Origin of the sequence: Streptomyces sp. NPDC046465, assembly GCF_040646035.1 — a bacterium.
GTDB lineage: Bacteria > Actinomycetota > Actinomycetes > Streptomycetales > Streptomycetaceae > Streptomyces.
In genome coordinates this window covers 155,456-177,024 of the sequence record NZ_JBEYZK010000013.1, presented here as the reverse complement: position 1 = coordinate 177,024, position 21,569 = coordinate 155,456, and the positions used below count along the sequence as shown (strand labels likewise).

Genomic DNA, 21,569 nt, shown 5'->3' with positions numbered 1-21,569 from the left:
CAGCCGCGCAGCCGCGCTACGAACCCAGGATCGACGTCAGGAACTCGCCGACCCAGCCGAGCAGTTCGCGTCCGACCAGCGGCTTTCCGCCGACCTTCGCGGTCTTCGGGCGCGGTACGAGGATCTGGTGCGCGGTCGGCTTGATGACCGTTCCGGGGTAGAGCCGCTTCAGCCTGAGCTCCTGCGATTCGCGCAGGTCCACCGGTGCGAAGCGGATGTTGTTGCCTTGCAGGACGATCTCGCCGACCTCGCAGGCGCGGGCGAGCATCCGCAGACCCGCGACGAGGAGCAGGTTCTCGACCGGCTCCGGCAACTTGCCGTAGCGGTCGGTGAGTTCCTCGCGGACGGCCTTGACGTCCTCCTCCGTCGTGGCGGAGGCGATGGCGCGGTAGGCCTGCAGGCGCAGGCGCTCGCCGGGCGCGTAGTCGTGCGGGACGTGGGCGTCGACCGGGAGCTCGATCTTGACCTCCAGCGGCGGCTCCTCCTCCACCCCGCCCTCCAGGGACGCGCGGTAGTCCGCCACCGCCTCGCCGACCATGCGGACGTAGAGGTCGAAGCCGACGCCCGCGATGTGGCCCGACTGTTCGCCGCCCAGGAGATTGCCCGCGCCGCGGATCTCCAGGTCCTTCATCGCCACATACATGCCCGCGCCCATCTCCGTGTGCTGGGCGATCGTCGCGAGGCGCTCGTGGGCGGTCTCGGTGAGGGGCTTCTCCGGCGGATAGAGGAAGTACGCGTAACCGCGCTCGCGGCCACGGCCCACGCGCCCGCGCAGCTGGTGCAGCTGGGAGAGGCCGAAGTTGTCGCCGCGCTCGACGATCAGGGTGTTGGCGTTGGAGATGTCGATGCCGGACTCGACGATCGTCGTCGAGACGAGCACGTCGAACTTCTTCTCCCAGAAGTCCACCACCACTTGTTCCAGGGCCTGTTCCGACATCTGGCCGTGGGCGGTGGCGATGCGGGCCTCGGGGACGATGTCGCGGAGCCTCGCCGCCGCGCGGTCGATGGACTCCACCCGGTTGTGGATGTAGAAGACCTGGCCCTCGCGCAGGAGTTCACGGCGGACCGCCGCGCCGATCTGCTTCTCCTCGTACGGGCCGACGAAGGTGAGGACCGGGTGGCGCTCCTCGGGCGGCGTGGTGATCGTCGACATCTCGCGGATGCCGGTGACCGCCATTTCGAGCGTACGGGGGATGGGGGTGGCCGACATCGTCAGGACGTCGACGTTGGCGCGGAGCTTCTTCAGCTGCTCCTTGTGCTCGACGCCGAAGCGCTGCTCCTCGTCGACGATGACCAGGCCCAGGTCCTTGAACTTGGTCTCGGAGGAGAAGAGGCGGTGCGTGCCGATGACGATGTCCACCGCGCCCTCCCGCAGCCCTTCGAGGGTCGCCTTGGACTCCGTCTCCGTCTGGAAGCGGCTCAGCGCCTTCACGCTGACCGGGAACTGCGAGTACCGCTCGGAGAACGTGCCGAAGTGCTGCTGGACGAGGAGGGTGGTGGGGACGAGGACCGCGACCTGCTTGCCGTCCTGCACCGCCTTGAACGCGGCGCGGACCGCGATCTCCGTCTTGCCGTAGCCGACGTCGCCGCAGATCAGGCGGTCCATCGGGACCGTCTTCTCCATGTCCTCCTTGACCTCGGCGATCGTGGTGAGCTGATCGGGCGTCTCCACGTAGGGGAAGGCGTCCTCCAGCTCGCGCTGCCAGGGGGTGTCGGGGGCGAAGGCGTGGCCGGGGGCGGCCATCCGCGCGGAGTAGAGCTTGATGAGGTCGGCGGCGATCTCCTTGACCGCCTTCTTGGCGCGCGCCTTCGTCTTCGTCCAGTCGGCGCCGCCGAGCCGGTGCAGCGTGGGGGCCTCGCCGCCCACGTACTTGGTGATCTGCTCCAGCTGGTCGGTGGGGATGTAGAGGCGGTCGCCGGGCTGGCCGCGCTTGGCGGGGGCGTACTCCACGACGAGGTACTCGCGGGTGGCGCCCTGGACGGTGCGCTGCACCATCTCGATGTACCGGCCGACGCCGTGCTGCTCGTGGACGATGTAGTCGCCGGCCTCCAGGGTCAGCGGGTCGATCGTCTTCCTGCGGCGCGCGGGCATCCGCTGGCCGTCCTTGCCCGCCGCCTTCTGGCCGGACAGGTCGGTCTCGGTGAGCACGGCGAGCTTCAGCGCCGGGTCGATGAAGCCGTAGTCGATCGAGCCGCAGGAGACGTGCACGAGGGAGGGCGTCAGCTCGCCGAGGTCGCCGTCGAGACGCGCCGCGATGCCCTCGCCGCCGAGGACCTCCACGGTGCGGGCGGCGGGGCCGTGGCCCTCGGTGACGTACACGGTGCGCCAGCCGTCGGCGAGCCAGCCCTTGGTGTCGGCGAGGGCCTTCGCGGTGTCGCCGCGGTACGTCTCCGGGGCGTGCATGCCCAGCTTGAGGGTGTGGTCGTCGAGGTCTTCGTCGGCGGCGAAGGGGGACACCGACCACCACATCATGCCGAGGTCACGCGCGTGGTCCCGGACGTCCGCGATGCCCCACAGCGAGGCCGCGCCCACGTCGATCGGGGCGTCGCCGCCGCCCGCCGTCGCCGCCCAGCTGGCCTGGAGGAACTCCTGCGAGGTCGCCACCAGGTCGGCCGCGCGCGTCCGCACCCGCTCCGGGTCGCAGACCACCGACATGGAGCCCTCCGGCAGGACGTCGAGCAGCAGCTCCATGTCGTCCACGAGGACCGGCGCCAGCGACTCCATTCCCTCGACCGCGATGCCCTCGGCGATCTTCCCGAGCAGCTCGCCCAGCTCCGGGTGGAGCTCGGCGAGGGCCGCGGCCCTCTCGCGCACGTCGTCGGTGAGCAGCAGCTCACGGCAGGGCGGCGCCCACAGGCCGTGCTCGGCGACTTCGAGGGAGCGCTGGTCGGCGACCTTGAAGTACCGGATCTCCTCGACGTCGTCGCCCCAGAACTCCACGCGCAGCGGATGTTCCTCGGTGGGCGGGAAGACGTCGAGGATGCCGCCCCGTACGGCGAACTCGCCACGCTTCTCGACCAGCTCGACCCGGGAGTACGCCGCTGCCGCGAGCGCCTCGACCGTCTCGTTCAGGTCGACGGTCTCACCCGTGCGCAGCGCCACGGGCTCCAGCTCGCCCAACCCCTTGACCTGCGGCTGGAGCACCGAGCGGACCGGCGCGACGACCACCGAGACCGGGCCGGTCTCCGGGTCGTCCGTACGGGGGTGGGCGAGGCGGCGCAGCACGGCGAGGCGGCGGCCGACCGTGTCGGAGCGGGGCGAGAGCCGCTCGTGCGGGAGCGTCTCCCACGAGGGGTACTCGGCGATGCCGTCCGGCGGCAGGATGGTGCGCAGCGCGGCGGCCAGATCCTCCGCCTCGCGGCCGGTGGCCGTCACGGCGAGGACGGTGCGGCCGGACTCGCGGGCCAGCGCCGCCACCGCGAAGGGGCGGGCCGCGGGCGGCCCGACCAGGTCGACGTGCATGCGGTGACCGTCGGTCGCGGCCTTGGCCGCTTCGGCGAGTGCCGAGTCCTTGACGACAGCGTCGAGCAGACCGTGCAGGCTCATTAAGGCTTTCCGTCCAGATAACCGGAGTGGGTGGGCAACGCGAACCGCCCGGCACGTCACACGGGCCGGGGGTCTCCAGCGTACGACTCCGGGCTGATCGGCGCGGCCCGGCGCCGCGCGCGGCTCCCGCACCATGTCCGGAAAACGCCTGGCCGGAAATTTTCGGCGCGCCGTGTAAACCGGACGTGTGCGCCAGGAGTACTTCCTTCGAGAGCCACCGTCGCACCGCACGTATCAGGAGCCCCCTTGACCGACGAGGAGTTCGAAGCGTTCTACGCGCACTCCGTGAGACCGCTGGTCGGGCAGGTGTATCTGATGACGGGCGACCTCCACGAGGCGCAGGACGTGGTCCAGGAGGCCTTCGTGCGAGCCTGGTCACGCCGGTCCCGGCTCGAACGCGACGCCGGGCCCGACGCGTGGGTCAGGACCGTCGCCTGGCGGCTCGCCGTCAGCCGGTGGCGGCGGCGCGGGCGGACCGCGGACGCCTGGCGGCTCCACCACGGGGAGCGCGCGGACGCCGTGCCCGCCCCTGATCCGGGCACCATCGCCCTGGTCGCCGCGCTGCGCAGGCTCTCCGAGCGGCAGCGCAGGGTGGCCGTTCTGCACTACGTGTGCGATCTGTCCGTGCAGCAGGTCGCCGCGGAGACCGGGCTCGCGGCCGGGACCGTGAAGTCCCATCTGTCCCGTGCCAGGGCGGCGCTCGCGCCGCATTTCGACGACGCGCCCACCTCGGAGGAGCACCGTGACTGAGTCCCAGTCCCCGGCCGACGACAGCCTCGCCGTCGCGCTGAAGCGGGCCGCGGAATCGGGCGGCCGACGCGCGTCGCCGGTGCCGTGCGGGCAGGTGGCGGTGCGTGGCGCCCGTCGCAGACGCCGGACGTACGCGGTGGCCGCGGCGCTCGCCGTCTGCCTGGTCTCCGGCGGCGCGGCCCTCGCAGCGGCGCAGCTCGGCAAGGGGGGCGCTCCGGTCGGGCCCGCGGTGCCGCCGAGCCCCACGAAGTCGGCCTCCCTGCCGGAGTCGTCCTCCTCCCGCACCGACCGGACACCGTCCGGGGACCGGTCGCCATCCGGGCACCGGTCGCCGCCGCCGACCGCTACCCCGACCCTGACGGCGACCCCGACCGCGTCACCCTCGACAGTGGTGTCCTCGGCATCGAAGCCCTCGTAGATCCTTGTAGACCCGTCCCCCGTCGCCCCGTCCGCTCTCCCACCAGAAAGCCACCCCATGCCAGGAGCCAAGACCGACGCCACCGCCCCGGAGCGTGCCGACGAGCTCATACCGGGGCGGGACCGGGCAGACGGCGTGCCCGCTCCCGCGCCCGGCCCGCACACCGCGCACACCGCGCACACCGGGGCCCGGACCACACTCTGGGACCGCGCGCCCCTCCTCCTCGCGGCCGCGCTGGCCGTCGCCTACGCCGTGGTGTCCATCTGCCGCTACCGGCGTCTGGAGAGCCGCTCCTGGGATCTCGGGATCTTCGAGCAGGCCGTGCGCGCGTACGCGCACCTCCAGACTCCGGTCGCCGATCTCAAGGGGCCGGGGGCGAACATCCTCGGCGACCACTTCAGCCCCGTCACCGCCCTCCTCGCGCCCTTCTACCGCGTCTTCCCGTCACCGCTCACGCTGCTCGTCGCGCAGGCGCTGCTCGTCGCGGTCTCCGTCGTGCCCGTCACGCGCGCCGCGACCCGGCTCCTGGGGCGGGCGTCGGGGCTCGGCGTTGGGGTCGCGTACGGGTTGTCGTGGGGGATCCAGCGCGCCGTCGACTTCGACTTCCACGAGATCTGCTTCGCCGTGCCGCTGATCGCCTTCTCCCTGGAGGCGCTCCTTCGGCACCGCTGGCGGGCCGCCCTCCTCTGGGCGCTGCCCCTCGTCCTCGTCAAGGAGGACCTGGGGGCGACCCTCGCGGCCATCGCCGTGGTCGTGGCGATCCGGTGCCGCCGCACCGACCCGAAGGCGATGCCCTACGCCCTCGGGGTCGCCGCCTTCGGCGCGGTCGCCACCGCGGTCACCCTCACCCTGGTCATCCCCGCCTTCAACTCGGTCGGCGGGTACGACTACTGGAACAAGGTCGGGGACGCGGGCGGCGCCGCCGGGGTGTTCGACGGCTTCGGCATCAAGCTGCGCACGCTGCTCTGGCTGCTCCTGCCCACCACGGGACTGCTCGCCCTGCGCTCGCCGCTGCTCCTGATCGCGCTCCCCACCCTCGGCTGGCGCTTCGTCTCCGCCGACGACCACTACTGGGGCACGGACTGGCACTACAGCGCCGTCCTGATGCCGGTCATCCTGCTCGCCCTGGCCGATGCCGCCGCCTCCGCGCGCCGCAGCGGCAGGCCGTGGCTGCGCCGGTACGCGGAGCGGCTCCCGGCCCTCGCCGCCGTCGCCGCGCTCGCCCTCACCACGTCCCTGCCGCTCGCGGCCCTCACCGAGTCGGCGACGTACGAGAAGAGCAAGCAGGTCACCGCCGTGGAGCGGATGCTGGAGCGCGTCCCTGACGGCGCCACGGTGGAGGCGAACATCGGGCCGCTCAGCAGGCTGACCTCCCGGGCCCGGGTCTTCTGGACGGGCTCGGCCCGCCCGGTCGTCCCCGCGTACGTCGCCCTCGATGTCCGGGACGGCTGGACGAAGGACCCGGTCGGGTACGCGAACAACCTGCATCCGGGCGCCCGTTACGTCCTTGAGGACGTCGCCTACGGGTACGTGCTGCTGCGCAGGGACTGAGAGCCTGCCTTCGACGGTGTGGGGCCCGGACAGCAATCGGCCCCGGCGAGCGCTGCTCCGCGCGCTCCCCGGGGCCGGTTCCCCCGCTCCCCCGTGGCGGTGGCTCTTCGGTGGTGACGGCTATTCGGTCGTGACGGCCACTCGGTCGTGACGGCTATTCGGTGGCGATGGCGTTGAGGACGTTCATCCGGCCGGCCCGGAAGGCCGGGACCAGCGCCGCGAACAGGCCCACGAACGCCGACCCGACGAAGACCGCGATGATCGTCGGCCACGGGATCTCCAGGACCTTCAGGCCCTCCAGGGCGAGGAGCTTCTGGGCGGTCGCTCCCCAGCCCATCCCGAGGCCGAGGCCGAGCAGCGCGCCGAAGAGGGCGATGACCACCGACTCCATGCGGATCATGCGGCGCAGCTGGCGGCGCGAGAGGCCGATGGCCCGCATCAGTCCGATCTCCCGGGTGCGCTCCACCACCGAGAGGGCCAGGGTGTTCACCACTCCGAGGACCGCGACGATGATGGCGAGCCCGAGCAGGCCGTAGACCATGTTCAGGAGCTGTCCGACCTGGTCCTTCAGCGTCTGCTTGAAGTCGGTCTGGTCCATCACCTTGTACTGCGGGTACTTCTCCAGGGAGTGCTTCAGGGACGCGTACGCGGCGTCCTCCTGGCCCTTGGCGGCCGTCGCGAACATCATGTCGTTCTGCGGGAGCCGGTCGGCGGGCACGTACTTCTGCAGGGTCGTGATGTTCGTGTACATCGCGCCGTTGTCGAGGGTGCCGTCGTCCTTGGTGACGGCGGCCAGCCTCAGCCGGGCCGTCCTGCCGTGCTCGAAGGCGACCTTCAGCTCGTCGCCGACCTTGAGGCCGTGCTTCTTCGCGAACTTGTCGCCGACCGACATGGCGTTCTTCCCGTACGCGGCGGACAGTTCACCGGCGACCGTCTCGCGGCGCAGGTCCTTGGCGTAGGTCGGGTCGGCGGCGCTCAGGCCGATGCCGTCCACCTTCTTGCCGCCGGGCGTGGTCAGGTCCGCGTCGATCTGCTTCAGGCGGGTGACGTGGCCGATGTGCTGGGCGCGTCCCAGGGACTTCTCGGCCTTGGCGGTGATCGAGATGCCGGGCTGGGTGGGCTGGACGATGAAGTCCGCGCCGACCGACTTGTCGAGCTCGTCGGTGGCCGACGCGATCATCGAGGAGCCGACGACGGAGAGGCAGGCGACCAGGGCGAGGCCGATCATCAGGGCCGCGCCGGTGGCGCCGGTGCGGCGCGGGTTGCGCAGGGCGTTGCGCTCGGCCATCCGGCCGACCGGGCCGAACGCCCGCAGCAGCACCGCGCTGATGACGCGGACGACGCCGGAGGCGAGCACCGGGCCGATGACGACAAAGCCGATGAGGGTGAGGACGACGCCGCCGCCCAGGAAGAGGGAGCCCTGCGAGGCCTTGTCGGCCTGCGAAGCGGCGTAGAGGGCGGCGCCGCCCGCGCCGGTGAGGACCAGGCCGAGGACGGCGCGCAGCGCGCTCGCCCGGCCGTCGGCCGGGGTGCCCGCGTCGCGCAGTGCGGCCATCGGCGAGACCTTGCCCGCCCGTCGTGCGGGGAGGTAGGCGGCGAGGACGGTGACGACGATGCCGAGGACCATGCCGACCACGGGCGTCGTCCAGCTGACGGTGAGGTCGCCGGTGGAGAGCTCCATGCCCATGCCGGACATCAGCTTCATCAGGCCCACGGCGAGGCCGATGCCCGCGCCGACGCCGAGGATCGAGCCGAACACGCCGAGCAGCAGGGCTTCGACGAGCACGGAGCGGTTGACCTGCTTGCGGCTGGAGCCGATGGCGCGCATCAGGCCGATCTCGCGGGTGCGCTGGGCGACCAGCATCGAGAAGGTGTTGATGATGAGGAAGATGCCGACGAGGAAGGCGATCCCGGCGAAGCCGAGCATCGCGTACTTCATGATGTCGAGGAAGCTGCCGACGGAGTCGCGGTTGTCGTCCGTGGTCTCCTTCTGCGTCTTGACGTCGTACGCGGCCTTGCCCAGGGCCGTCGTGACGTCGGCCTTCAGCCGGGTGTCGCTGACGCCCGCGTCGGCGGTGAGGTTGACGTGCGTGAACCGGCCCGTGGTGCCGAGCAGTTCGCGCTGCGCGGTCGCGGTGTCGAAGTAGAAGATCGCGGCGCCGGGGTTGGTCACCTTGAAGGTGGCGATGCCGGAGATCTTCGCGGTGTGGTCGCCGCTGGCGGCGATGGTGCGGAGCTCGTCACCGATCCCCAGGTGGTGCTTGTCCGCGGTGTCGGCGTCGACCATCACGTCGGTGGGGCCGCGCGGGGCGTGGCCGGAGGTGATGTCCATCGAACGCAGGTCGTTGTGCGTCCAGTTGCCCGCGATCGTCGGGCCGCCGCTGGTGGGGCCCACGTTCTTGTTCCTGGCGTTGACGACGGTGACGCTCTGGCTGCTGACGGAGCCCTCGGCCGTCTTGACGCCCTTGGTCTTCCTCGCCTGCTCCACGACGGAGGCGGGCAGCGACTCGGGCTTGCCGCTGCGCGGCGTGTCGCCCGCGTCCTCGGCGGACTTGGGGCTGACCGTCACATCGGCGGAGGTGGCGGCGAAGAGCTTGTCGAAGGTGGTGCTCATGGTGTCGGAGAAGACGAGCGTGCCGCAGACAAACGCCACCGACAGGACGACGGCCACCGCGGAGAGCGCCATGCGCCCCTTGTGCGCGAAGAAGTTGCGCATCGAGGTCTTGAGGACGGTCATGACGTACGGCCCCGGGCGTCGAAGGAGGGGGCCTGGGGGCGTCCCCCGGAAAAGCGCAGCATGCGGTCGAGGACCTGGTCGGCGGTCGGGTGGTGCATCTCGTCGACGATCCGGCCGTCGGCGAGGTACAGGACGCGGTCCGCGTACGAGGCGGCGACCGGGTCGTGCGTGACCATCACGATGGTCTGACCGAGCTCGGTCACCGAGCGGCGCAGGAAGCCCAACACCTCGGCGCCCGCCCGGGAGTCGAGGTTTCCGGTCGGCTCGTCGCCGAAGATGATCTCGGGGCGGGAGGCGAGCGCGCGGGCCACGGCGACGCGCTGCTGCTGGCCGCCGGAGAGCTCGGTCGGGCGGTGCTTGAGGCGCCCGGCCAGGCCCACGGTCTCCACGACCTGGTCGAGCCAGGCCCGGTCGGGCTTGCGGCCCGCTATGTCCATCGGGAGCGTGATGTTCTCGATGGCGTTCAGGGTCGGCAGCAGGTTGAACGCCTGGAAGATGAAGCCGATCCGGTCCCGGCGCAGCTTCGTGAGCTTCTTGTCCTTGAGGCCGGTGATCTCGGTCTCGTCCAGGTGGATCTGCCCGCCGCTGACGGTGTCGAGGCCCGCGAGGCAGTGCATCAGGGTGGACTTGCCGGAGCCGGAGGGCCCCATGATCGCGGTGAACTGGCCGCGGGCGATGTCCACGTCGATGTGGTCGAGCGCGACGACGCGGGTCTCCCCGGAGCCGTACGCCTTCACGACCTGGCGCGCTCGCGCCGCCACGGCCGTGCGCCCTCCAGTGCCCCCGTGCCTGGGTGTTGCCACAGCCGTTGTCACGGTAATTCTCCTATGTCGGTCATCCGGCGAGCCGAGTCGGTACGCGGCGCGCTCTCGCGCTTCAGTCTGGTGTGCTGCCGGGCCCCGGCGCGCTGGTGCTCAGCGCAGTCTTTTCGGGGGGAAAACCCCACCATCGCCGGTGTGGTTCTCCGCTCCGCCGGTGTGGTTCTCCGCTCCGGCGGGGCGGGTCGTCCGAGCCGGCCCCGTGCCCGGCTCGTAAAGCAAATCTAAGGACCGTCGCGGCCCGCCTCATCCTCCGGCGGGACGAACGGTCCCCAGTCCGTTGTACGGAGATACCCCTAGGGGATCTCCACCCGCCGGTGGAGCCCGGCTCAGGGTCGCCTCCACCCCTCCGTCCACCCTGCCCTTGGGCTCGCCCGGGTGAGAAGGTGACCCGCAGCAACCAGTTGCAGGGGGAAGGAAGTTCCGTGGGCACCCAGGACGCGATACGCGGCAGGGGCGCGGTCGTCGCCGCGCTCATGCTCGCCATGGCGCTGGCCGCCGTCGACGCCACGATCGTGTCGACCGCGGTCCCGCAGATCGTGGGCGCGCTCGGCGGCTTCTCGATCTTCTCCTGGCTCTTCTCCGGCTACCTCCTCGCGGCCACCGTCACCCTGCCCCTCTACGGCAAGCTCTCCGACACCTTCGGCCGCAAGCCCGTCCTCATCGCGGGCTGCGTCCTGTTCCTGCTCGGCTCCACGCTCTGCGCGCTCGCCTGGAACATGGAGTCGCTCATCGCCTTCCGCGTCGTCCAGGGCCTTGGCGGCGGCGCCGTCCAGGGCACCGTGCAGACCCTCGCCGCCGACCTGTACCCCCTCAAGGAACGCCCCAAGATCCAGGCCAAGTTGTCCACGGTGTGGGCCACGTCGTCCGTCGCGGGCCCCGCGCTCGGCGGCTTCATCGCCTCGTACGCGGACTGGCGCTGGATCTTCCTGATCAATCTGCCCATCGGGGCGGTGGCGCTCTGGCTCATCGTGCGCCACCTGCACGAACCCGCGCGGGAGACCGTGCCGCGCGGCCCGGTCGACTGGCCGGGCGCGCTCGCCGTCTTCGCCTGCGGCGGCACGCTCCTGACCGCCCTCGTCCAGGGCGGCGTCGCCTGGGACTGGCTGTCGGCGCCCTCCCTCGGCCTGTTCGCCGCCGGGCTCGCGCTGATCGCCCTCGTGGTCCTCGTCGAACGCCGGGCCGCCGAACCGATCATCCCCGGCTGGGTCTGGCGCAGGCCCACCATCGCCGCGGTCAACCTCGCCCTCGGCGCGCTCGGCCTTCTGATGGTCGCGCCCACCGTCTTCCTTCCCACGTACGCCCAGTCCGTCCTCGGACTCGCCCCGGTCGCCGCCGGGTTCGTGCTCTCCGTGATGACGCTGAGCTGGCCGGTCTCCGCGGCGCTCAGCCAGCACGTGTACCGAAGGATCGGCTTCCGCAACACCGCCGTCACCGGCATCTCCGCCGCCGCGCTCCTCCTCTTCGCCTTCCCGCTGCTGCCCTACCCCGGCACCGCCTGGCAGCCCGCCCTGCTCATGCTGCTGCTCGGCGCGGCCCTCGGCCTCTTCCAACTGCCGCTGATCGTCGGCGTCCAGTCCACCGTCGGCTGGGCCGAGCGCGGCACGGCCACCGCCTCCGTCCTGTTCTGCCGCCAGATCGGCCAGACGCTGGGCGCCGCCCTGTTCGGCGCGGTGGCCAACGGCGTGCTGAGCGCGCGGCTCGGCGGGTCGGGATCCCTCGACTCGGTGGCGCGCGTCCTGGACGATCCCGGGTCGGTGGCCGACCCGGAGCGGCTGCGGCGGGCCGTGGACTCGGCGGTCGACTCCGTGTACCTGGGGGCGGGGTGCGCCGCGCTGGTGGCCCTGGGCGTGCTGCTCCTCCTGGCACCGCGGCGCTTCCCGGTGCTCACGGAGCAGCAACTCGGCTCTCAGCAGGATCAGTTGTCACCCACGCAACCGTCCGACTGAGCGGTTTGCCGAAAACTCCACACGTCGGCGCTACTTGCGAGTAACGTCTCGGCTCCTCTCGCTCCCTGCGGTCCGCACGACGACGGACCGGAAGCCGCGCAAGGAGAACCGGGATGACCCACCCTCCGTACGACCCACCTGCCCCGCCGCCATCACACGAGCCGCATGAGCCGTACGAGTCGCATGAGCTGTACGAGTCGCATGAGCCGTACGAGCTGTTCGAGTCGCATGAGCCGTACGTGCCGTACAGCCCGCATGAGCCGTGCGAGCCGCGCCTCACCTACCCCTGGCAGCCACCGCCCCCGCCCCCACCTGCCCCCGCGCCCCGCCTCCCCCGCCACCCGGCGCCCGGCCGCCACAGCGACCTGCGCAAGCTGCGCGGCGCCTACCGCCGCCAGCGCCGGGTCGCCACCCTCACCGCGCTCGGCTACTTCACGCTCTTCCTCGTCCTGTCCGCCCTCGCGCCGTCCTTCATGACCGGCACGTTCTCCGGCGGCCTCTCCACCGGCCTGCTGCTCGGCCTCTGCCAGCTGCCCGTCACCTGCCTCGCCCTCGTCCTGTACGAGTGCACGGCCCGCCGCCGCCTCGACCCGCTGTCCGAACGGCTGCGCCGCCAGTACGGGCCCGCCGCCGACCGGGCCGATACGGAAGGGGGCCGGCCGTGAGCGAGGAGGCGCAGACCATGTCCGTGGTGGCCTTCACCGCCGTGGCCACGCTCACGCTGCTGCTCTGCGTGATGACGGGGCCCGACCGGGAGGACCTCGACGAGTTCTACACCGGCTTCGGCGCCCTCTCGCCGATGCGCAACGGCCTCGCCATCGCGGGCGACTACATCTCGGCGGCCACCGTCCTCGGCACCGGCGGCGTGATCGCCCTCCTCGGATACGACGGCGTGGTCCTCGCCCTGAGCACGGCGCTCTCCCTGACGCTCCTGATGTTCCTGCTGGCCGAACCCCTGCGCAACGCGGGCCGGTTCACCATGGGCGACGTCATGGCGCGCCGCATGCCGGGCCGCGCCGTCCGGATCGCCGCGTGCACGGCCACCATCGCCGCCCTGCTCCCGCTGATGCTGGTCCAACTGGCGGGCGCGGGCGACCTCCTCGCCTTCATCCTCGGCTTCACCGACGACGGCCTGAAGACCGGCTGCATCGTCGCGCTCGGCGCCCTGATGATCAGCTACGCGGCGATCGGCGGCATGAAGGGCACCGCGCTCATCCAGATCCTGAAGATCGTGATGCTGCTCGGCTCCGGCGCGGTGATCGCCGTACTGATCCTGCGCCGCTTCGACTGGGACCCGGGCGCGCTCCTGGCGGCCGCGCGGGACGGCAGCGGGGCGGGACCGGCCTTCCTCCGCTCCGGACTGCAGTTCGCTGACAGCCCCATGCCCCGGCTCGACATGATCAGTTCGGAGCTGACGGTGGTCCTCGGCGGCGCGGCGCTCCCCCACGTCACCATGCGGATGTACACCGCGCGCGACGCCCGCGAGATACGCCGCTCGATGTCCTGGGCCGTCTCCTCGGTGTCCCTCTTCGTCCTGGTCATCACCGTCGTGGGGTTCGGCGCGACCGCGCTGGTGGGCCGGGCCGCGATCACGGAGGACGACCCGCAGGGCAACACCGCCTATCTGCTCGGCTCCCGCGCGGCGTTCGGCGCCCGCACCTCGACCGCCGAGACGCTGCTCTTCACGACGGTCACCACGGCCCTGTTCCTGACCCTGCTCGCCTCGGTGGCGGGCATGATCCTCGCCTGCGCCAACTCCCTGGCCCACGACGTCTTCGCGCACGGCCGCCGTACGCCGTCGCCCCGGTGCGAGATGACGCTGGCCCGCGTCTCCGCACTGGCCATAGGAGTTCCGGCGATCCTCCTCGCGGTCCTGGTCAAGGACCACAACCTCCAGCCCCTCGCCACCCTCTCGTTCTGCCTTGGCGCATCGGCCCTGGCCCCCGCCCTGGTCTACAGCCTCTTCTGGCGCCGCTACACGCGGACGGGCCTGCTCTGCACGCTGCTCGGCGGCACGCTCGGCTCCGCGGTCCTGATGACGGGCACGAACCTGGTCTCCGGCAGCCCCGGCGCCGCCTTCCCCCACCACGACTTCACCTGGTTCCCCTTCACCACCACGGGCCTCGCCTCGATCCCGCTCGGTTTCCTCCTCGGCTGGCTCGGCACGCGCCTTTCGGACCGTGGCGAGGCGCAGGAGCAACGCAGGCAGTACGAGACGGTGGAGGGCTGGATCCTGGCGGGGGCCGCGCGCCGGGGGAAGTAAGCATTTGATGATGGAAAGTCAGACATCCCACAATGTCGCAGGATGTCGCGGTGTTACCGTACTTGTCGGTAACTCTGACGGGTACTCGTCAGAAATGACTCGGGGGTCGCATCGTCATGGGCGTCGTGCCCCCATGACCAAGGAACACATGCACCACAGAACCACCACCAGACTCCTCACGACGGCGACCGCGCTGTCGCTCTCGTTCACGGCCGCCGTCGCGGCGGGCGCCCCGGCGCTCGCCGCCGAGAAGCAGCCGCCGAGCCTCATCGAGATCGCCGGGCGGATCTCCCACTACGCGCACTGCGACGACCTGGGACTCGTCGAGAAGGCGGACTGCCTGCGGGAGTTCACCCGCAAGGCGCTCATCGCCGGTGCGGGCACCGTCCTGTTCCTCTACGGAACGCAATCGGCGATGAAGGACCACGGCGCCCGCTTCAAGACGCTCGACACGGAGCTGGCCGCGCTGGGGAAGCTGAAGCTCGCCGAGCTCAAGGACCCCTCGTCGACGGCCGACCCGAAGGAGCAGGAGAAGATCCTGACCCAGGCGGTCAAGACCGCCGAGGCCGCCAAGCCGCACCTGGTCAAGCTCGCCTCGAACGTCGCCGATGCCGACAAGATGATGGGCACGACGAGCGACTCGCTCTACGCCCTCAGCATCCTCACCGTCGTCGTCGGCGACTACGGCTACCCGCCGTCCAGGGACGTCAAGCCCGTCAAGGACACCACCGACTGGGGCAAGGAGCTCAAGGAGCTCAACGCGGCGTTCGACCAGATGAACAAGGGCTTCGCCCAGATGGACCGCGGCCTCAAGACGATGAACGAGGGCGTCGACGAGGTCAACAAGGGCCTGGCCAAGGCGAACAAGGGCATCGCCAAGGCCAACCAGGGCATGAAGGAGATGAACAGCGGCATCGCCAAGGCCAACAAGGGCATGGCGGCCGCGAACAAGAACGTCCCGGGGATCAAGAAGGGCGCCCAGCGGCTCAGCGAACTCCCCGACATCGGCTTCGACTTCTCCCACGTCGGCGACTCCTGGGGGTCGGGCTCCTCCGGCCTGGACGAGGCCGCCCAGCAGCGCCGGATGTCCCTCTTCCTCGACCTGATGCCGGGCATCGGCGACGGCAAGGGCATCGTGGAAGCCCTGACCGGCAAGGACCTGGCCACCGGCGAGAAGCTCAGCGGGACGGAGCGGGCGGCCGGTTCCCTCGCCGTCCTGCGCTGGCTCAAGACCGGCGCCAAGGTCGGCGCCAAGGCCCTGACCGCGGACGACGTGCGCAAGGCCCGCAAGGGCGGCACAGCCGCCGCCACCTGCGCGGGCAACAGCTTCGTGCCCGGCACGCCCGTGCTCATGGCCGACGGTTCCGCCGTCCCCATCGAGCAGGTGCACGAGGGCGACCAGGTCCTGGCCACCGACCCGGGCACCGGCACGACCCAGGGGCAGCAGGTCACCGACCTCATCGTCGGCGACGGCGAGAAGAACCTCGTCAAGGTCGGCGTGGACGTCGACGGCGACAGCGGCGACCGCACCGCCTCGGTCACCGCGACCGACCTGCACCCGTTCTGGACCGGCGACCTCGACCAGTGGACCAACGCGGCCGACCTGACGCCCGGGATGACGCTGCGGACCGACTCGGGCGCACCCGCCCGTATCGACGCGGTCACCTCATGGACCGCACCGGCCCAGGAGGTCCGCAACCTCACCGTGGCCGGGACGCACACGTACTACGTGCTGGCGGGCGACACCCCGGTCCTGGTGCACAACGCGGCCCCGTGCAAGCTCATCACGTCGGCCGTCGGCAAGGACTCGCAGCTGTCCAAGGCCGCGCAGCAGGCGGGCAAGAACCAGGCGGTCCAGCGCGACCTCGACGGCCTCTTCGAGCAGCTGTCCCGTGGAAACATGAACCCGGGGCTCGGCAGCAAGGCGCTGGCGGGCACCGACATCACGTACGCCCGCGGCCGGAACGGCGGACGCCTCTTCTTCCGGAACGTGGACGGCGGCATCGAGATCGTCGGCAAGGCCGACAAGGGCAACGAGCCCAAGGTGATCGCGAGGCTGAAGCAGCTCTATGGAAAGTGACCAGCTCTGTGGAAAGTGACCAGCTCAATGGAGAGTGACCAGCTCTATGGAAAGTGACCTCCACCACGTCGTCACGGACGACCGGTTCACCGCCCTCTTCATGCTGGGAGCGGACGACCGCGCCGAGGACGTCGAGAACGTCGACGCCGAACTCCGGCTGCCCGACGGCACGAGGTGGAGCGCCACCTTCATGACGCTCCGCGAGATCGCCGCCGTCATGGACCGCTGGCAGCAGACGGGCGAATGCGCGGGCGGCGCCTTCTTCCAGTGCGCGGACCTCGTCGTCGTCCCGGTCGGCGGCGTCGACGCGATGACCGCCGCCTTCCGCGGAATCCTCGACGACGGCGGCCCCGAGGGCGTCCTGCCGGAACTATCCGGACCATCCGAACTGGACTGACCCGGCCGGGGTGTCGGCGGTGGAGCCGTCAAGGCGTCTCCTCCGCCGGCGCCCGGCCCGTCAGCGTGGCCAGGCTGCTGCGTACGTGGTCCATGTGCGCCCGCACCTCGTCCCACTGCTCGCCGTGCTCACGCAGCACCCGCTCCGTCTCGCGCGCCACCCGCTCCTCGTGCACCCCGGCCTCCGCGACCAGCTCCGCGCCCCGTGCCTCCGCGTCCTCCTGCCGGTGCCGCGCGGACTCCTCCGCCTCGGCGAAGGCCCGCTTGGCCTCGGAGAGCCTGGCCTCGGCGGCGGCCACCCGCTCCGCGTCCCGCGCGTCCGACTCGGCCTCGCGCTCGGCCGCCTCACGCTCGGCGGCCTCCCACCGCTCGCCCTGCTCCTTCTCCTGGTCGGCGAGCATGTCCTCGCACCGCTGGCGCATCTCGCGCAGCGCGGCCAGCGCCTCGCCGCGCCACGCCTTGACGTCGCGCCGGGCGGAGACACGGGCCTCGTCGGCCGTCGCCCGGTCCGCGAGGAGACGCTGCCGCGCCCGCTCCTCCGCGTCCGCGCCGACCTCGTCGGCGTACGCACGCGCGGCCTCCCGCACCGCCCGCACCCCGGCCTCGGTCTCCTCGGTCAGCCGCTGCACGTCCGCCTGTGCGGCCTCCCGCACGGTGGCGGACTCGGCCTCGGCGAGCGCCAGGATCTGCCGGGCCCGCTCGCTGAGCGTCTCGTACGTCTGGGGGGCGAGCCGCGACACGACGTCCCGCAGCCGCTCGGCCTCCGCCTCCATGTCCTTGGCCAGGACGGTGAGCCGGGCGGCACGTTCCCACGCCCCGTCCCGCTCTTCGGACAGACCGGCCGCGTACGCCTCGACCTGTGCGGGACGGTAGCCGCGCCCCCGCCCGGTGAAGAAGCCGTGCGGCGACGGCGGTGCACCGCTGCTGCTCATCCTTGGATCCCCTCTCCGACGTACCACGCGCGTACTGCACGATTGGCGCACATCTTGATGGATCAAGCGGAAGCGCTCATAACGCGACACTCCGCCCACTCCACCCGGTCAAGGATGCGTCAATTGGCGGCGGAAGTCGGAATCGGGGCGACATTCGCCCCGTCCCACGCCCCGTATGGGCCAGCGCGCAGGAGGCACCCGACCCGTATCCCCGGGTCGGGCGCCTCGTTCCACACCTACGGTCGCGTACTGCGGTTGTCGCATACTGCGGTTACGGTCGCGTGCTGCGGTCGGGCTACAGGAGCCCGTCCCACATCTGCTCCAGAAGCACCGACCACCAGCTCTCCGGCGACGCGAGCGCCGCCGGGTCGAGCGCGGCCAGCTGGTTCTGGAAGTCCACCGTCCAGCGGCCCGCCTGCTCCTGGTTGAGCCCGAAGCGCAGCCGCCACATCCGGCCGAGCAGCGCCATGCAGCGCGCGAACTCCGGCAGCCCCGTGTTCACGAACTGCGGCGGCACGGGCGCACCACCGGGGCCCGCCTCCACCGGCACGGCCACGATGTTCGCCGTGCCGTACTGGACACAGAGCGCGCGGCCGAAGTCGCTGCCCATCACCAGGTACGAGCCCGCGTCGGAGGCGGGCTGCACACCCCGCTCCTGGGCGAGCTCCGCCAGCGTCGGCACCGGACGCCCCGGCTGGGCCTGCGCCCAGAAGAACGGCCCGAAATCGACGGGCAGACCCGCCACCACGAGGGTGTGCGCCACGATGTCCGGCACGCCCTGGCGCGACACCGCCCGCTGGTCGAACCGGAAGAGACCGGGACCGAAGGCGGCGGCGAGCTCCTGCGCGACGCCCTCCGGGGGGATCGGCGGGGCGGGCGGCATCTGCTGCAGCGGCGCACGCACCGGCGCGGGCCGGGCAGGACCGTCCGCGACCTGGTGCAACTCACCCTGGTGCGCGATGAGCTGCTGCATGCCCTGCTGGCGCGACGCGTGGTCCCTGCCGTACGGGGCGATGGACGTGATCCGCGCCTGCGGCCAGGTCTCGCGGATCATGCGGGCGCAGTACGCGCCCGGCAGCTCGCAGGACTCCAGCTCCGTATGGAGTTCGAGCACCTGCTGCGGCGGCACGTTCATGCCGCGCAGCTCGTGCAGGATCTGCCACTCCGGGTGCGGGGTGCCGGGTGCCGAGCGGCGGATGAGCTGCTGCTCGGAGCCGTCGGCCGCGCGGAAGCGGAGCACCGCCTGGTAGCCGGGGCCGACGGTGGGCTGACCGGTCGGCTGCTGCGGATAGCCGTACGGCTGACCGCCGGGCATGCCGGGGCCGGGCATGCCGGGGCCGGGCTGTCCCGGTGCGGGCGGCGGCGGCATGCCGGGCGCGCCAGGACCACCGCCAGGACCGCCGACGGGACCGCCGACCGGAGGCCCGGCCAGCATCGTCGCGGCGTGGTGGACGCCGCCGCCGGGGGGCGGCGGGGTGCCGGGGGGCTGCGGAGCGCCGGGGGCACCGGGCGCACCAGAGGCACCGGGGGCACCGGGCGGGCCGGGCGGCTGGGGCGCGGCAGGTGGACCCGGCGGCTTCAGGCCACCGGTACCGCCCAGACTCGGGTCGGCCAGCATCGTCGCCGCGTGGTGCACACCGCCGGGAGGCGTACCTGGGGCACCGGGGGCGCCGGGCGGGCCAGGAGGCTGCGGCGCACCAGGCACACCGGGCGGGCCGGGCGGCTGGGGCGCGGCGGGCGCACCCGGCGGCTTCAGACCACCGGCACCGCCCAGACTCGGGTCGGCCAGCATCGTCGCCGCGTGGTGCACACCACCCGGAGGCGTACCGGGGGCCGGGGGCGGCTGGGGTCCGGGCGGCTGCGGTCCTTCAGGGCCGAGCGAGGAGACGAGCTGCGTGGGGACGTATCCACCGGCGGGGGTGCCGGGAGCACCGGGCCCGGACGGCGGCGGCGTCGCCCCGGCGGGAGCCCCGGGCGCACCGGGCGCACCGGGCGGGCCCGGCGGCGGGGGCGTACCGGCCCCGGTGCCGCGGGGGCCGTGGGGTCCGTAGGGCGGTCCTTCCGCCTTGCTGGTGGCCGCGTCTGCGATGTCACCGGCTCCGGATCCGGATCCGGCTCCGGCTCCGGGGGCGGCGGCCGCGGGAGCCTGCGGGTACCCGTACGCGTCGGAGGACGCGGCGGGCTGCGGAGACGGAGGCGTGGGCGTCGGCGTCGGCGTCGGCGTGGGCGAAACCGCGGGCGGCAGCGGCGCGTTCGGCGGCGGACCCGCGGGCGCGGCGGGAGCCGCGGGCGCGCCCGGCGCCGGGGTGTCCAGGGCCGGGGCGATCGACGTCCGCGGCAACTGGCTGCCCCCGTGCATCAGCGCCGTCTTGGCCTCGGGCGAGGCACCCGGCGGCGGGGTGTCGCCGTCGTCAAGACCGGTCAGCGGCGGCGCGAACACCGTGGCGGGCAGCGGCACCGAATGGTCGTCGCCCGCATCGGCGTTGGTGTCCGTACCGGCCCACGGAGTCGCCCCCGCGGGCTCGCTCGGCGAGGCCTCGGGCAGGCTGTCCGCGCCGTCGGACATGCCGTCGTCGGCGGACGCGGCGGCAGGCCACGGCGTACCGCCACCTGGCGCGACAGGCGCCGCGGGGGCCTCCGGGGGCTTTGGAGCCTCGGGGGGCTTTGGAGCCTCGGGCGTCTCCGCGGCTGGAGAAACAGACGCGGCACCGGACGAAGAAGCCGCAGCCGCCCCCTCCGACCGCCGGTCCGGAATGCCCAGCTTGTCCGCCGCTTCCTGGAGCCACTCCGGAGGAGTCAGCAGGAACGACGTCTGATTCAGGTCAACCCGCTCCGGGGGCGCCGGAGGCGTGTCTTCCGGCACCGCGTCCGGCAGGCCGTACTCCTCCTCGTACCGGCGGATCACCTCACCCACGGGCAGCCCCGGCCAGAGCGTGGCCTCGCCGCTGTCCCGCGCGATGACCAGCCGCTGCGCGCCGCCGTCGGAGACCGGACCGTTCTCCCTGTCCTCGGCCCAGACGACGAAGCCCAAGTCGAACTCCCGGACCCGCACCTCCTGGTGCTGATAGCCCGGCACGTCGCCGTTGATCCACTCCTCGGCGCGATCCTGCGCCTGCGCGAAAGTCACCATCGCCACGTCACTCCCCACCCGAGGACACGGGGACGGCCTGCGCGAAGCCGCCGTCCACCATCAGGTTCGCCACGGTCTCCAGCTCCGGCGGATTGCCCGCCAGGCGGCACAGGAACTCATCGAAGTCGTCACCGCACGGCAGCAGCAGCCGCTGCACGCGCTCCGCCGGCGGCCACGCGTCCTGGTCGCGCACGTCGTCGTACGCGCAGAACCACACCGAACCGATCCGGTCACCCTTGACCTTCACGGCCAGCAGACCGCCCTGGACGAAACCGACGCCCAGATAGTCCTTGGTGAGGTGGTCGCGCAGACACTTGTTGACGTACACCAGGTCGTTGACCGCGGCCTCGTCCCGCACCGTGAAGAACGGCTGGTCCACGAGGAGCCCCAACTCGGCGTCGAGCGCGGCACCGACCGGCGCGCAGCCGCCCGCGGCCTTCAGGAAGGAACGGTAGGCACCCGGCAGGCGGTAGCCCAGGTCCTCCTCCACGCCCTGCACCTGCTGCTCCGTCACCGCGACCGCCGCCTTCGGCAGACCGAAGTGCGCGGGCCGCGTCTCCTGCAGCGGACGCGTGCCCCGCTTGTCCTGGTCCACCACCGTCGTCGCGATCCCGCCGTGATGGCGCAGCAACGCCTTCACCTCGACCGGGACCAGCTCAAGACGGCGGCTGCCGCGCACGTGGTGCCACGTCCAGCCGTGCGGGGTCGCCACCGCGGGAATCGTGTCCCACAGGTCGTGACCCGCCGCCGCGAGCACCGCGTTCGCCGACACGTAGTCCGTCAGGCGCAGTTCGTCGACGCCGAACCCCTCCGGCGGCTCGGCGATCTCGGCGGCGGCGCGCGCGTAGGCCGAGAAGTCCGGATAGCCGTGTCCGTCCACCCGCACCCCTCTGGGGTGGCGCGCGGCGCGGACCGGGTCCGGGAAGTGCACGACCTGCCCCGCGTAAGCCGCGTTCGGCGGCGCGGACTGCTGCCCCAGCCGACCTGTCGTCATGGCG

The 21,569-nt window shown here is 72.1% G+C and carries 14 protein-coding genes; 8 read left to right on the top strand and 6 right to left on the bottom strand.

From position 1 onward, the window contains the following. Nucleotides 1-16 precede the first annotated feature (16 nt). The gene (gene mfd / locus ABZ953_RS21745) at nt 17-3,547 is read right to left on the bottom strand and encodes a transcription-repair coupling factor (RefSeq protein ID WP_361726343.1); all 3,531 of its coding nucleotides are present in this window, start codon (nt 3,545-3,547) and stop codon (nt 17-19) included. Between the two features lie 246 nt (nt 3,548-3,793). On the opposite strand from mfd, the gene ABZ953_RS21740 reads away from it, so the two are divergent. Genes ABZ953_RS21740 through ABZ953_RS21730 form a run of 3 tightly spaced genes read left to right on the top strand, consistent with a single transcriptional unit; the run spans nt 3,794 to nt 6,266 of the window. Continuing rightward, entirely contained in the window at nt 3,794-4,297 is a 504-nt protein-coding gene (locus tag ABZ953_RS21740; protein WP_361726340.1) for a SigE family RNA polymerase sigma factor, read from the top strand. After that, nucleotides 4,290-4,715: a hypothetical protein gene (locus ABZ953_RS21735; RefSeq protein WP_361726337.1), complete on the top strand. Its 426-nt coding sequence runs from the start codon at nt 4,290-4,292 to the stop codon at nt 4,713-4,715. Before ABZ953_RS21740 ends, ABZ953_RS21735 begins: the two co-directional genes overlap by 8 nt. Before the next feature lie 57 nt (nt 4,716-4,772). Further along, nucleotides 4,773-6,266, top strand: coding sequence for a DUF2079 domain-containing protein (locus ABZ953_RS21730; protein WP_361726334.1), 1,494 nt, complete (start codon nt 4,773-4,775; stop codon nt 6,264-6,266). Nucleotides 6,267-6,420: 154 nt separating this feature from the next. Here ABZ953_RS21730 and ABZ953_RS21725 read toward each other — a convergent pair whose 3' ends face one another. Together ABZ953_RS21725 and ABZ953_RS21720 are read right to left on the bottom strand one after the other, a co-directional pair. Further along, the gene (locus tag ABZ953_RS21725; protein WP_361726331.1) at nt 6,421-9,003 is read right to left on the bottom strand and encodes an FtsX-like permease family protein; all 2,583 of its coding nucleotides are present in this window, start codon (nt 9,001-9,003) and stop codon (nt 6,421-6,423) included. Further along, nucleotides 9,000-9,818, bottom strand: coding sequence for an ABC transporter ATP-binding protein (locus ABZ953_RS21720; RefSeq protein WP_361726328.1), 819 nt, complete (start codon nt 9,816-9,818; stop codon nt 9,000-9,002). The genes ABZ953_RS21725 and ABZ953_RS21720 overlap by 4 nt, the downstream gene beginning before the upstream one ends. A gap of 428 nt (nt 9,819-10,246) precedes the next feature. Here ABZ953_RS21720 and ABZ953_RS21715 point away from each other — a divergent pair, with 428 nt between their 5' ends. The 5 genes from ABZ953_RS21715 to ABZ953_RS21695 all read left to right on the top strand — a co-directional run bounded on the left by ABZ953_RS21715 (nt 10,247) and on the right by ABZ953_RS21695 (nt 16,510). Beyond that, nucleotides 10,247-11,770 (top strand): MFS transporter, encoded by a 1,524-nt coding sequence (locus ABZ953_RS21715; RefSeq protein ID WP_361726325.1) that lies wholly within the window; start codon nt 10,247-10,249, stop codon nt 11,768-11,770. 113 nt (nt 11,771-11,883) lie between these two features. Further along, nucleotides 11,884-12,435: a DUF485 domain-containing protein gene (locus ABZ953_RS21710; protein ID WP_361726322.1), complete on the top strand. Its 552-nt coding sequence runs from the start codon at nt 11,884-11,886 to the stop codon at nt 12,433-12,435. A gap of 17 nt (nt 12,436-12,452) precedes the next feature. Then, a complete protein-coding gene (locus ABZ953_RS21705) occupies nt 12,453-14,033 on the top strand; it encodes a cation acetate symporter (RefSeq protein ID WP_361726512.1) in 1,581 nt (526 codons plus the stop codon). A gap of 133 nt (nt 14,034-14,166) precedes the next feature. Further along, nucleotides 14,167-16,113, top strand: coding sequence for a pre-toxin TG domain-containing protein (locus ABZ953_RS21700; RefSeq protein ID WP_361726319.1), 1,947 nt, complete (start codon nt 14,167-14,169; stop codon nt 16,111-16,113). Between the two features lie 46 nt (nt 16,114-16,159). Beyond that, nucleotides 16,160-16,510 carry a hypothetical protein gene (locus ABZ953_RS21695; protein WP_361726316.1) on the top strand — a complete coding sequence of 117 codons (351 nt, stop codon included), beginning with the start codon at nt 16,160-16,162 and terminating at the stop codon, nt 16,508-16,510. Between the two features lie 28 nt (nt 16,511-16,538). Here ABZ953_RS21695 and ABZ953_RS21690 read toward each other — a convergent pair whose 3' ends face one another. The 3 genes from ABZ953_RS21690 to ABZ953_RS21680 form a co-directional block, all read right to left on the bottom strand. Beyond that, on the bottom strand, nt 16,539-17,441 hold the full coding sequence (locus tag ABZ953_RS21690) for a cellulose-binding protein (RefSeq protein ID WP_361726313.1): 903 nt from the start codon (nt 17,439-17,441) through the stop codon (nt 16,539-16,541). Between the two features lie 295 nt (nt 17,442-17,736). Continuing rightward, a complete protein-coding gene (locus ABZ953_RS21685) occupies nt 17,737-20,571 on the bottom strand; it encodes an SUKH-4 family immunity protein (RefSeq protein ID WP_361726510.1) in 2,835 nt (944 codons plus the stop codon). A 7-nt stretch (nt 20,572-20,578) separates the two neighbouring features. Then, entirely contained in the window at nt 20,579-21,565 is a 987-nt protein-coding gene (locus ABZ953_RS21680; protein WP_361726310.1) for an SMI1/KNR4 family protein, read from the bottom strand. Nucleotides 21,566-21,569 lie beyond the last annotated feature (4 nt).